Raw genomic sequence first — 12,410 nt, forward strand, 5'->3', positions numbered from 1 at the left:
AGCTGGCTTGCCTGCGATGCAGACACCTCGGTGTAGCAGTTACCCCCAGGTGATGCTATCGCAGGCAAGCCAACTCCCACATTTGGTTTTGTGTCTATTCATAGAAATAGGTGTTCGATGCTCAAGCCAGTGCCGATGACAGTTGAAGCAGGCCTTGCCGCCGAGCAGGACCTGCTGGCGGCCGTTTGCGCGGGCGAGCAAGAATTCGGCCTGCTGTTCTGGCAGCCCAGTGATCAGGCCTTGGTCATGCCGCGCCGGTTGAGCCGCTTGCCGGCTTTTGATGCGGCCAGCCAAGTCTCGGCCGATGCCGGTTGGCCGGTATTGCTGCGCGAAACCGGCGGTGAACCGGTGCCGCAGTCTGCTGCGACCGTTAATATCGCGCTGGTTTACGCACCGCCGCGCAGTGAAGGCGATCAAGGGCGGATCGAAACCGGCTACCAGCGTTTGTGCCAGCCGATCTGTGACTTTCTGATTGAGTTGGGCGGTGATGCCAGTGTCGGTGAGATTGACGGCGCCTTCTGCGATGGCCGTTACAACGTCAACCTCAACGGTCGCAAGATGGTGGGCACCGCCCAGCGCTGGCGGCAAAGCGGCGGCCGCCCGGTGGGTTTGGTGCACGGTGCTTTGTTGCTGGATAACGACCGCGAGGAGTTGATTGCGGCGGTCAATCGCTTCAATGAAGCGTGTGGCCTCGACCAGCGGGTGCGTGCCGACAGCCATATTGCCTTGCACGAAGCCTTTCCCGCGCCGGATGCGATCACCCGTCTGGATGCGTTGTACCGTCAGATGCTGGCCGGGTTCCTGCCGGTTTAACGCGTACCGAACACCACCATCGTCTTGCCTTTGACGTGCACGAGGTTGCGTTCTTCCAGGTCCTTGAGCACCCGACCGACCATTTCCCGTGAGCAGCCGACAATGCGCCCGATTTCCTGGCGCGTGACTTTGATCTGCATGCCGTCAGGATGGGTCATGGCGTCCGGTTGCTTGCACAGCTCCAGCAGGCAACGGGCCACGCGTCCGGTGACATCAAAGAACGCCAGGTCACCCACTTTGCGTGTGGTGTCGCGCAGCCGCTGGGCGATCTGACCGCTCAGGGCGTACAGGATGTCGGGATCATGCTGGGCCAGTTCGCGGAACTTCGTGTAACTGATTTCAGCGACTTCGCACTCGACCTTGGCCCGCACCCAGGCGCTGCGTTCCTGCTCTTTGCCCGCCTGTTCAAACAACCCCAGTTCCCCAAAGAAATCGCCGGTATTGAGGTAGGCGATGATCATTTCGCGGCCCTCTTCATCCTCGATCAGGATGGTGACCGAGCCCTTGATAATGAAGAACAGTGTTTCCGAACGTTCGCCCGCGCAGATGATGTTGTGCTTGGCCGGATAACGCCGGCGCTGGCAATGCATCAACAGTTTGTCGAGGTTCTTGATCTTGGGTGTGGGAGTAAGAGCAACCATGGTTGTATCCCGGAAAGACTGCACGGTGTGGTTGGATTTATTTTTTTATCCAGCGGTGTCGGCATTGAGACACGCTGTACAAAGGATGGCAATGCGCCATTGAATTGGCGCCAGCTTAACAGACACATTCTGCTTCGATTGAGGAATTTACCGGGCAAAGACTGCTATTTACAGCTTTCATGCTGGGCGCTGCTGTTTCAAAGCCCTGTGCTAAGCTGGCGACCCTTTTTTAGCAGTGGAGTCTGGGCGATGAAGGCACGCATCCAATGGGCGGGCGAGGCCATGTTCCTCGGTGAGTCGGGCAGTGGCCATGTAGTGGTCATGGATGGCCCGCCGGACGCCGGTGGCCGTAACCTGGGCGTACGCCCGATGGAAATGCTCCTGCTGGGGGTAGGCGGTTGCAGCAACTTCGACGTGGTCAGCATCCTGAAGAAATCCCGTCAGGCCGTGGAAAGCTGCGAAGCCTTCCTGGAAGCCGAGCGCGCCACCGAAGATCCCAAGGTGTTCACCAAGATCCACATGCATTTCGTGGTGAAGGGTCGGGCGCTGAAGGAAGCCCAGGTCAAGCGTGCCATTGAGCTGTCAGCTGAGAAGTATTGCTCGGCGTCGATCATGCTCGGCGCGGCCGGTGTGGCAATCACTCATGATTACGAGATCATTGAGTTAGGTTGAGACACACCGCAAAAGAAAAGGGCGCTTCGATAGCGCCCTTTTTTGTGGATCAGTTTTGACGCACTTAGATGCGATAGGTGCTTTTGGTCATTACTTTGGCCAGCAGGCTCATACCAAACCGCACCGGCGCCGGGAAGCGGAAGCCGCCCGCATCCAGTGCGCTATCTGCGTGATGTTCTTCATCAATACGCATCTGCTCAAGAATGGCGCGAGACTTTTCGTCCTCAGCCGGCAGTTGCTCCAGGTGTTCATCCAAGTGTTTGCAGACCTGATGTTCCGTGGCGGCGACAAAACCGAGGCTGACCTTGTCGCTGATCAAGCCGGCGGCGGCGCCGATACCAAACGACAAACCGTAAAACAGTGGGTTGAGCACGCTGGGATGGCTACCGAGCTGGCGAATGCGTTGCTCGCACCAGGCCAGGTGGTCGATCTCTTCTTCGGCCGCATGTTCCATCGCTGCCCGTACTTGCGGCAGCTTGGCGGTCAGCGCCTGGCCTTGGTACAACGCCTGGGCACAGACTTCTCCGGTATGGTTGATGCGCATCAGGCCGGCAACGTGGCGGGTGTCGGTCTCGCTCATCTGCGCGTCGGGCTGCACGATGGCAGGCGATGGGCGGTACGGTTGGCCGCTGAACGGCAACAGCGTGCGCATGGCCGTGTCGGCTTGCAGCAACAGACGGTCAATCGGCGAGTAGTGACGTTGGGTAGTCATGCTGACCTCCGGGAAGAATCTCGGCGGTCAGTTTACCGCAAGAGAGGGTGAAGCGTTTGCGCTGAGTCAAGGGCATTGGGTCGCAGCCCGGGGCTGCGACCGTGGTTGCAGGGTTGATCAGCCCGGTGGCCAGTTCATCTGGCGCTGACCCAGCACGTGCATGTGGATGTGATAAACGGTCTGGCCGCCATCCTCATTGCAGTTCATGACCACGCGAAAGCCCTTCTCGCAGCCTTGCTCCACCGCCAATCGCTGAGCGGTGAACAAAATGTGGCCAGCGAGGGCTTTGTCTTCTTCGGTCAGGTCGTTGAGGGTACGAATAGGCTTTTTCGGAATCACCAGAAAATGCACGGGCGCCATTGGGGCAATATCGTGGAAGGCGAGGACCTGGTCATCTTCATAGATGATCTTCGCGGGTATTTCCCTGTTGATGATCTTGGTGAACAGAGTATCCACAGCTGTTTCTCCATTGTGAAAGTGCAGGGGAGTGTACCCAGCCAGTCAGCGTGGGCAATAGGCCTTGTTGATCGCACCGGCGATCTTGCGTGTCAGCCAGCGAGGGCTGAAACGCGGGCTGAAGGCCAGCCAACGGTTGCGTCGCCCGGGAATGATGATGGCTTTGTTTCTTTCCAGCGCACGCACGGTGTAGAGCGCAACTTCTTCGGGGCTCATCAGTTGCTTGCTGCGGTCCAGCTTGGCGGTGTCCATTTGAGCGGTGCCGAAGAATGCGGTGCGCGTAGGGCCGGGGCACAGTACCGAGACTTTGATGCCGCAGGTCTTCAACTCTTCGCGCAAGCCTTCGGAGAAGTGCAACACATACGCCTTGCTGGCGTAATAGCTGCTCATCCACGGGCCAGGCTGAAAGGCTGCGACCGAGGCAACGTTGAGAATCTGGCCCCCACCATTGAGGGCCATGGCGTTACCAAGGGCATGGCACATGCGGGTCAGGGCCAGGATGTTGACTTCGATCAGGTCTTGTTCAGTCATCCAGTCCTGGGCCAGGAATGGCCCGCTGGTGCCCATGCCGGCGCAATTGACCAGCAGGTCTATCTGGCGCTCACCTTCTTCAAGTTCCAGCAGAAACCCGGACAAGCGCAGCGGCTCGCCCAGGTCGCAGGCACGAAACAGCACCTCGACGCCGAAGCGTTGAGTCAATTCAATTGCAATGCTTTCCAACTGATCACGCTGGCGGGCCACCAGAATCAAGCTGCGGCCGCGACGGGCCAGTGCTTCGGCCAAAGCCAGGCCGATGCCGCTGGAGGCACCGGTGATCAGAGCGTAACGGGTCATGCCTTTCTCCATCGCAACGCCGCCGGGCCTGTGACAGAGGCATCACAGGCGGCGGGCGTTTCTTCACTGTTCTGGAGAGTCTACAGGTTCGGCCGTGTCGTCAGCACTTTGCGCACCTTCTTCTTCATCAACGGTGACGCTTTGATCGGTGGCGTCATCGGAGGTGATGGAGCTGCTTTCGTAGCTGCTGTCCATATTGGCTTCGAGTTGGTTCAAGTAGCCGTTCATACCCAGCGCCACCACAATGGCGAACATCACCGGAATGAATGCCAGCCACAGGGCAGCCAACACTTTTACCGCGGTGGAGTTGCGCGGAGGCGGCGCGCCGTATTGGTTGGCGCCTGCATTACCCGGCAATACCAGCAACAGGATCGGGAAGACGCTGTTCACCAAAGGCACCAGATGCAGGAACCACAGCCAGCCCGACCAACCCAGGTCGTGCAGGCGTTGCACACCGATTTGCACACTGACCCAGACAATCGCAACAACCAGCGCGAAGCCCAGCAGCGAGCCGAGAATGATGCCGGCGGTCGGTGAGGCGGTCGCCACGGCAAAGCTCGCGGTGCTGATGATGCCGCCAGCGACCAGCATTGCCAGGGTCAACACCAGCGTCCAGGCGAGATACCGGAGACGGCCGATACGCCCGTCGATGGTGAAGACCTTGAGTGTCGAGTACTCCTCGGTGTGGTCACCCACTGCCGCACGCGGCGGAGCATAGGGCGAAGCAGCGGAACGCGAGAAGTCAGACGCGCGGGTATCCGTTTCGTGAGCTTCGGCCAGGCTGAAGGCCACGGGTTGCTCAGGTTCGATACGTGCATCGACCCCGGCGTTTTTCAGCGCCGTGAGGTAGGTTTCGGCATCGGAGCGGGACAGGTCACGCTTGAGCGCGACCGGGCGGCCGGTAAAAAGCTTTTCGATGGCTGCCACATCGCTTTTGAACAGTTCGGCGAGGTTCAGCTTGGCAGTGGTGCTTTCGACACCCGGGAGCAGGGCTCCGTCAAACACAATCTTGAAACGGTTGTCGCTCATGCGGGCATCCTTGTCACTTGAATCAGGGAAGGAGTACAGGCCGACTTCGGTCAGCAGGCCTGGCGGTTATCAGCGTGGCCAGCGAAGTTGTGCCGAGTGCTCGCGTGCCTTGCGGTATTCGGCATCCAGGCGGGCAATCAGTTCATCGACGCTGGGCAAATCATTAATCTCACCGACGCCCTGGCCGGCGGACCATACGGTTTTCCAGGCTTTGGCTTCGTCGCTCAACGGCTTGAGCTTGGAGCCGAAGTTTACTTCACCTTTGCCTTGTAAGGCAGCGAGGTCGAAACCGGCGTTTTCCAGGCTTTGGCGCATGAAGCTCGCCGGTACGCCAGAGACTGCGGGAGTGTGCACGATGTCGGCGGCGCGCGATGTGAGCAGCATCTCTTTATAGGCATCCGGGGCGTGGCTTTCAGTGGTGCCGATAAAGCGCGTGCCGAAATAGGCGAGGTCTGCGCCCAGCACTTGGGCGGCGAGGATCTCGTGCCCATGGTTGAGGCAGCCGGCCAGCAGCAGGGTTTTATCGAAGAATTGGCGAATCTCGGCAATCAGAGAAAATGGGCTCCACGTGCCGGCATGGCCACCGGCGCCTGCGGCCACGGCAATCAGGCCATCAACACCGGCTTCTGCGGCTTTCTCGGCATGGCGCCGAGTGGTCACGTCGTGAAACACCAGGCCGCCGTAGCTGTGCACGGCATCGACCAACTCCTTTACTGCGCCCAGGCTGGTGATGACGATCGGCACTTTGTGCTCGACGCAAATCGCCAAGTCGGCTTCCAGGCGTGGGTTGCTGTTGTGCACGATCAGGTTCACGGCATATGGCGCAGGGTTGTCCAGTTGCGCCAGGCCCGCTTCGATTTCTTCCAGCCAGGCCTTGAAGCCGCTGCTCTCGCGCTGGTTGAGCGCCGGGAAACTCCCGACCACTCCATTGCGACAGCACGCCAGGACCAGCTGCGGGTTGGAAATCAGAAACATCGGCGCCGCCACCACTGGCAGGCGCAGACGTTGTTCGAGCAAGGCAGGCAATGACATTGGAGGTACCCTGAGTAATTGAAATTAGAACGGTTTGACCACGACCAAAATTACGATAGCCAGCAATATCAGAACGGGCACTTCGTTGAACCAGCGATAAAAGACATGGCTGCGGGTGTTTTCGCCACGGGCGAAGCGTTTTACCTGGGCGCCGCACATATGGTGGTAGCCGATGAGCAGCACCACGAGCGTCAGCTTGGCATGGATCCACGCGCCGGATTGAAAGATGGCGGGGTTGAGGTAGATCAGCCAGCCGCCGAACACCAGGCTGGCAATCATCGCCGGGCCCATGATGCCGCGGTAGAGCTTGCGCTCCATGATGCTGAAGCGTTCTTTGCTGACGGTGTCTTCACTTTGGGCGTGGTAGACGAACAGGCGTGGCAGGTAGAACAGCGCGGCAAACCAGCAGACGATACTGACGATGTGGAAGGCTTTGACCCATAGATAGAGCATTTCTAGTTATTCCCAGGTTCACGGTAACTGAAGATAGTAGTGGCTCATGCGCCCTTACGTCACGTTGGCGGTTGTCGCAGGACGATACGGCCCCTATTATCGACGGCTTTCCAGTGGGTTCGTTGAGGGCAGGTTTATGGTCAAGGTCGGTATCGTCGGCGGCACGGGTTACACCGGTGTCGAATTGCTGCGTCTGTTGGCTCAGCATCCGCAAGCTGAGGTGGTGGTCATCACTTCCCGATCCGAGGCCGGGCTGGCCGTTGCCGATATGTACCCGAACCTGCGAGGCCACTACGACGGCCTGGCGTTCAGCGTTCCGGACATCAAGACCCTTGGCGCGTGTGATGTGGTGTTCTTTGCTACCCCGCACGGAGTGGCCCATGCACTGGCTGGCGAACTGCTTGCTGCCGGTACCAAAGTCATCGACCTGTCGGCTGACTTCCGTTTACAGGACGCCGATGAGTGGGCCAAGTGGTACGGCCAGCCGCATGGCGCCCCTGAGTTGTTGGAGGAGGCGGTGTATGGCCTGCCGGAAGTCAATCGCGAGCAAATCAAGCAAGCGCGCCTGATTGCGGTGCCAGGTTGCTATCCAACCGCGACGCAGCTGGGGTTCCTGCCATTGCTGGAAGCGGGGTTGGCGGATACTTCGCGCCTGATCGCGGACTGCAAGTCGGGTGTCAGCGGCGCCGGTCGTGGTGCTGCAGTGGGTTCTTTGTACTCCGAGACGTCGGAAAGCATGAAGGCCTATGCAGTAAAAGGGCATCGTCACTTGCCGGAAATCCGCCAGGGGCTGCGTCGTGCTGCCGGTAAGGATGTGGGCCTGACCTTCGTTCCGCACCTGACGCCGATGATCCGTGGCATTCACTCCACGCTGTACGCAACCGTTGTTGATCGCTCGGTAGACCTGCAGGCGCTGTTTGAAAAGCGCTATGCCAATGAACCGTTCGTCGATGTGATGCCTGCCGGCAGTCACCCGGAAACCCGCAGCGTGCGCGGTGCAAACGTGTGCCGTATTGCGGTTCATCGGCCGCAGGATGGCGACCTGGTGGTGGTGTTGTCGGTGATCGATAACCTGGTCAAGGGCGCGTCGGGCCAGGCGGTACAGAACATGAACATCCTGTTTGGCCTGGATGAGAAGCTGGGCCTGTCCCACGCGGGCATGTTGCCTTAAAAGCAGCTGATAGCCTCAAGTTGTCAGCGGCAAGCTTGAAGCTTAACGGCTTGAAGCTGGCCGCTGCTCCCATAATAGTTGACCGCTTTTCTAGGAGAAGCGGATAATGCCCGCCATTACGCATATGGCGGCGGTACGCCGGGAGATTATCAGCATGAGCGTTGAATCCTTCACCCCCACGGCTTTGCAATTCACCCACGGTGCTGCGCACAAGGTGAAGAGCCTGGTCGATGAAGAGGGTAATGATCGCTTGAAGCTGCGCGTATTCGTTACGGGCGGCGGTTGTTCAGGGTTTCAGTACGGTTTTACCTTCGATGAAGATGTAGCCGATGACGACACCATCGTTGAGCGCGAGGGCGTCAGCCTGGTCGTGGACCCGATGAGCTTCCAATACCTGGCAGGTGCCGAGGTGGATTACCAGGAAGGTCTTGAAGGTTCGCGTTTCGTGATCAAAAACCCTAACGCCACCACGACCTGTGGTTGCGGGTCTTCGTTCTCGATCTGATCGGCAACGGAAACAAAAACGCCGCTTGGCTTAATAGGCCAAGCGGCGTTTTGCTGTCTGCAGATTCTGAAGGGGTAGTCAGGCGGGGTAGATCGCGCCCAGTACCCGCAGCCCGTGTGCGCCGGTGACGCTGGGGCGGTTGGCGGCGATGCCTTCCAGGCAGCAATGGGCCAGCCAGGCGAAGGCCATGGCTTCAACCCAGTCGGGGTCCACGCCGTAAGTCGCGGTGCTGCTGACCAGGGTGGATGGCAACAGCGCCGCCAAACGGCTCATCAGTGCGGCGTTATGCGCGCCGCCGCCACACACCAGTAACGTTTCGGTGTCGGCTTGTGCCGCTTGCAGGGACTCGACGATGGTCAACGCGGTCAGTTCAAGCAGGGTTGCTTGTACATCCCGGGGTTGGAAGGCTGGCAATCTGCCAAGGTGATGTTGCAGCCATCCCAGGTTGAAGACTTCACGCCCGGTACTTTTGGGGCCCCGGGTCAGGAAGAATGGGTCGCTGAGTAGCGCGTTAAGCAACTGAATCTCGACTTTGCCACTGGCGGCCCATTGGCCGTCGCGATCAAATTGTTCGCCACGTTGATGGTGAATCCAGGCGTCGAGCAGGACGTTGCCTGGGCCGCAGTCGAAGCCGGCTACAGGTTTGCCGGTCTCGATCAGGCTAAGGTTGCTGAACCCGCCGATATTCAACACCGCGCGGTTGCCGGTATGTTCCCCGAACAATGCTTCATGAAAGGCAGGCACTAATGGTGCGCCCTGGCCCCCGGCGGCGACATCGCGACTGCGAAAATCACTGACGACAGTAATGCCAGTCAGCTCGGTCAACAGGGCCGGGTTGCCGATCTGTACGGTAAAGCCCCGTGCAGGTTCGTGGCGAATGGTCTGGCCGTGGCTGCCAATTGCGCGAATGTCATGAGGCATGAGGTGCTGCTGGCCCAGCAAGGCGTGAATGCCTTGGGCTGCAAGTGTCACCCAGTGTTGCTGGGCAATGGCCGAACGAGCGATTTCGTCCGGGCCGCTGGCGCACAGGCTTAGCAGCTCTGCGCGCAGGGTGTCTGGCATAGGGATGTAGTGCGTGGCGATCAAGTTGATCGCCGGGTTTTGTTCGATCAGGGCGATATCCAGGCCATCAAGGCTGGTCCCGGACATCACACCTATATAGAGCGGCATACCTTAACGCTTCGCCGAGGCCAGCAGGGTGGAGCGCTCCTGGTCCATGCGTGCCATCAACGGCTGGCTTTGTTGCAGGAAGCGCGCGCGCTCGGCTTTGGCGATGGGGTCGGCCATCGGCAGTTTCTGACCCAATGGATCGACGTGGACGCCATTCACCTGGAATTCATAGTGCAAATGCGGGCCGGTGGACAGGCCTGTGGTGCCGATGTAGCCGATCACCTGGCCTTGCTTCACGTTACTGCCCGTGGAGACGCCTTTGGCGAACCCTTGCATATGGCCGTACAGCGTGCGGTAGGTGTTGCCGTGCTGGATGATTACGGTATTGCCGTAGCCACCGCGACGTCCGGCCAGCAGGACCTTGCCATCACCGGCCGCTTTGATTGGCGTGCCGCGTGGAGCGGCATAGTCGACGCCTTTGTGGGCGCGGATTTTGTTCAGGATTGGATGCTTGCGACCCATGGAGAAGCGCGAGCTGATGCGAGCAAAGTCCACTGGCGTGCGGATGAAGGCTTTGCGCATGCTATTGCCGTCAGCCGTGTAGTAGCTGCTATTGCCTTGTTTGTTGGTGTAGCGCACAGCGGTGTAGGTCTTGCCACGGTTGGTGAAGCGCGCGGAAAGAATGGCGCCGGTGCCGACCACCTTGCCGTTGGCGACTTTTTGTTCGTATATCACGTCGAATTCGTCACCCTGGCGAATGTCCTGGGCGAAATCGATGTCGTAGCCAAACACGCTGGCCATGTCCATGGTCATGCTGTGTGACAAGCCGGCGCGGGCGGCCGATTGTGACAATGAGCTGTTGATCACACCGTGTACGTAGGCGGAGCGCATAACCGGTTTGGTGGTGATGCGGTTGAAGGCAAAGCCTTTGGCGCCCTTGGTGAGGGTAATGCTCTCGAGGTCGCTGACATTACTGTGCAGGTTCTTCAACTGGCCATTGGGTGCCAATTCGAACTCAAGCTTCTGGCCGTGTTTGAGCTGGGTGAATTGCTTGGCTTGTTTATCGCTGGCCAGCACCTCATTAACAGTAGCAGTGGGCAGGCCGACCTTTTCGAACAGCGTTGAAAGCGTATCGCCTTTGGCGACGATTACTTCGCGGTGCAGGGGATTCTTTGGGACAACCGCTGCAGGCTGCTCTTGAGCGGCGTGTTGAGTGTCTTCGGGAGTGCTTTCTATCTGTGCAAATGGTGATTCGGCTGGTGCGTTTGTGGCTTGTTGCGCGTCGGAAGCGTCTTGATCTTGTGTCAGTTGTTCAACTGGACTTTCCAGGTCAAGGCTCAGGGATGTTCGTTTGGCTTCTACGTCACTGGAAGGGAATACCAGGAGTGCCAGGCTGAGAAGGGCGGCGATACCACTTGCGGCGAGCAGGTGGGTCTTCGGGTAAAGCGGCGGCGCTTTAGACGGTTCTGTGGTCATAAGTAATTTTGACTTTGAAGATGAAATGGAAAAGATGAATGACATGATGAAGATGAAATAACTGTATAAAATATAACCAAATCATCTGTGGCGCAAGCTCGCGAACGCTGGGCTTGCTGAACGGTGTCCGTGCGCAGGGCAAAACTTGTAATTAGTCCCTGATCTTGTATGGTTGGTTCCCTTTTGAATCTGAGCCTTGCGGGTCTGTTATGAAGTCGGTTGAAGAGCAGCTAGCGCTGATAAAACGTGGTGCGGAAGAACTGTTGGTCGAGGCCGAGCTGATCGAAAAGCTCAAGCGTGGCCAACCCCTGCGTATCAAGGCTGGCTTTGATCCGACAGCGCCGGATCTACACCTGGGTCACACCGTGCTTATTAATAAGCTGCGCCAGTTCCAGGAACTGGGGCACCAGGTGATCTTCCTTATAGGTGACTTCACCGGGATGATCGGTGATCCGAGCGGCAAGAGCGCGACGCGTCCGCCGTTGACTCGTGAGCAGGTTCTCGATAATGCCGAGACCTATAAGACCCAAGTGTTCAAGATTCTCGATCCGGCCAAGACCGAGGTGGCATTCAACTCCACCTGGATGGATCAGATGGGGCCGGCGGATTTCATTCGCCTGACATCCCAGTACACCGTAGCGCGCATGCTTGAGCGTGATGACTTCGACAAGCGCTACTCCACCAATCAGCCTATCGCTATCCATGAGTTCCTCTACCCGCTGGTACAAGGGTATGACTCGGTGGCATTGCGCGCAGACGTTGAGCTGGGCGGCACTGACCAGAAGTTCAATCTGCTGATGGGGCGTGAGCTGCAGCGCGCATACGGTCAAGAGGCCCAGTGCATTCTGACCATGCCGTTGCTGGAGGGGTTGGACGGCGTCAAGAAGATGTCCAAGTCCTTGGGTAACTATGTGGGTATCCAAGAAGCGCCGGGTGTTATGTACGGTAAGCTGGTTTCGATTCCAGATGCATTGATGTGGCGTTACTTCGAGCTGTTGAGCTTCCGCTCGATGGACGAGATTAATGCACTGCGCGCTGAAGTCGAGGCGGGCGCCAATCCGCGTGATGTGAAGATCAAGTTGGCGGAAGAGATTGTGGCGCGCTTCCATGGTGAGGAGGCTGCGGCCAATGCTCACCGTGCAGCGGGTAACCGTATGAAGGATGGCGAGCTGCCGGATGATCTGCCGGAGATCGAATTGACTGCTGCTGAGGCGATGCCGATTGCTGCCGTCCTTAATAAGGCGGGTCTGGTGAAGAATTCCGCGGTTGCTCGCGACCTTTTGGGTTCCGGTGGTGTGCGTATAGATGGTGAGGTTGTGGATCGCACCTTTATATACGAGCTGGGCGCTACCCACGTTTGCCAGGCCGGCAAGAAGGCATTTGCGCGTATTACGCTCAAATCCGAATAAAGCTGGAATTAGGTGTTGACGGCGATTTATATCTGTCTATAATTCGCCCCACTTCCGGCGCAGTCGAAACGGAAAACTCCTTGGTAAACAAAGAGTT

14 protein-coding genes are annotated in these 12,410 nt (G+C 58.4%); 5 read left to right on the top strand and 9 right to left on the bottom strand.

Translation table 11 applies throughout. The features are described from left to right. The first annotated feature begins 117 nt into the window (after window positions 1-117). A complete protein-coding gene (locus ACDZ94_RS11515; RefSeq protein ID WP_221295756.1) occupies window positions 118-813 on the top strand; it encodes a lipoate--protein ligase family protein in 696 nt (231 codons plus the stop codon). On the opposite strand, the gene crp is transcribed toward ACDZ94_RS11515, so the two are convergent. Then, window positions 810-1,454, bottom strand: coding sequence for a cAMP-activated global transcriptional regulator CRP (gene crp, locus ACDZ94_RS11520; protein ID WP_064454370.1), 645 nt, complete (start codon window positions 1,452-1,454; stop codon window positions 810-812). The genes ACDZ94_RS11515 and crp overlap by 4 nt on opposite strands. Before the next feature lie 249 nt (window positions 1,455-1,703). On the opposite strand from crp, the gene ACDZ94_RS11525 reads away from it, so the two are divergent. Beyond that, window positions 1,704-2,126: an OsmC family protein gene (locus ACDZ94_RS11525; RefSeq protein WP_017138086.1), complete on the top strand. Its 423-nt coding sequence runs from the start codon at window positions 1,704-1,706 to the stop codon at window positions 2,124-2,126. Window positions 2,127-2,190: 64 nt separating this feature from the next. Here the strand turns inward: ACDZ94_RS11525 and coq7 are convergent, their stop codons facing one another. From coq7 to hemJ, 6 genes are all read right to left on the bottom strand, one after another. Continuing rightward, complete coding sequence (coq7, locus tag ACDZ94_RS11530) at window positions 2,191-2,838, bottom strand: 2-polyprenyl-3-methyl-6-methoxy-1,4-benzoquinone monooxygenase (RefSeq protein WP_053258296.1); 648 nt, start codon at window positions 2,836-2,838, stop codon at window positions 2,191-2,193. Window positions 2,839-2,955: 117 nt separating this feature from the next. After that, window positions 2,956-3,294, bottom strand: a complete 339-nt coding sequence (locus ACDZ94_RS11535) for a histidine triad nucleotide-binding protein (protein ID WP_003210943.1) — start codon at window positions 3,292-3,294, stop codon at window positions 2,956-2,958. 45 nt (window positions 3,295-3,339) lie between these two features. Further along, a complete protein-coding gene (locus ACDZ94_RS11540; protein ID WP_064454369.1) occupies window positions 3,340-4,128 on the bottom strand; it encodes an SDR family NAD(P)-dependent oxidoreductase in 789 nt (262 codons plus the stop codon). 63 nt (window positions 4,129-4,191) lie between these two features. Then, on the bottom strand, window positions 4,192-5,157 hold the full coding sequence (locus ACDZ94_RS11545; protein WP_221295755.1) for a DUF805 domain-containing protein: 966 nt from the start codon (window positions 5,155-5,157) through the stop codon (window positions 4,192-4,194). 69 nt (window positions 5,158-5,226) lie between these two features. Then, window positions 5,227-6,189 (bottom strand): NAD(P)H-dependent flavin oxidoreductase, encoded by a 963-nt coding sequence (locus tag ACDZ94_RS11550; protein WP_064454367.1) that lies wholly within the window; start codon window positions 6,187-6,189, stop codon window positions 5,227-5,229. Window positions 6,190-6,213: 24 nt separating this feature from the next. Then, entirely contained in the window at window positions 6,214-6,642 is a 429-nt protein-coding gene (gene hemJ / locus ACDZ94_RS11555) for a protoporphyrinogen oxidase HemJ (RefSeq protein WP_064454366.1), read from the bottom strand. 136 nt (window positions 6,643-6,778) lie between these two features. Between hemJ and argC the strand changes: the two genes are divergently transcribed. Further along, the gene (gene argC, locus ACDZ94_RS11560; protein ID WP_064454365.1) at window positions 6,779-7,813 is read left to right on the top strand and encodes an N-acetyl-gamma-glutamyl-phosphate reductase; all 1,035 of its coding nucleotides are present in this window, start codon (window positions 6,779-6,781) and stop codon (window positions 7,811-7,813) included. Between the two features lie 154 nt (window positions 7,814-7,967). Then, complete coding sequence (gene erpA, locus ACDZ94_RS11565; RefSeq protein ID WP_003176443.1) at window positions 7,968-8,318, top strand: iron-sulfur cluster insertion protein ErpA; 351 nt, start codon at window positions 7,968-7,970, stop codon at window positions 8,316-8,318. Window positions 8,319-8,396: 78 nt separating this feature from the next. Here the strand turns inward: erpA and ACDZ94_RS11570 are convergent, their stop codons facing one another. Next, window positions 8,397-9,488: an anhydro-N-acetylmuramic acid kinase gene (locus tag ACDZ94_RS11570; RefSeq protein WP_432750187.1), complete on the bottom strand. Its 1,092-nt coding sequence runs from the start codon at window positions 9,486-9,488 to the stop codon at window positions 8,397-8,399. A 3-nt stretch (window positions 9,489-9,491) separates the two neighbouring features. After that, entirely contained in the window at window positions 9,492-10,904 is a 1,413-nt protein-coding gene (locus ACDZ94_RS11575; protein WP_221295751.1) for a peptidoglycan DD-metalloendopeptidase family protein, read from the bottom strand. A gap of 209 nt (window positions 10,905-11,113) precedes the next feature. On the opposite strand from ACDZ94_RS11575, the gene tyrS reads away from it, so the two are divergent. Beyond that, entirely contained in the window at window positions 11,114-12,313 is a 1,200-nt protein-coding gene (gene tyrS, locus ACDZ94_RS11580; RefSeq protein ID WP_064454362.1) for a tyrosine--tRNA ligase, read from the top strand. Window positions 12,314-12,410: the final 97 nt, after the last annotated feature.

This window comes from Pseudomonas sp. UBT (assembly GCF_050915955.1).
GTDB classification, from domain to species: Bacteria; Pseudomonadota; Gammaproteobacteria; order Pseudomonadales; family Pseudomonadaceae; genus Aquipseudomonas; species Aquipseudomonas antarctica_A.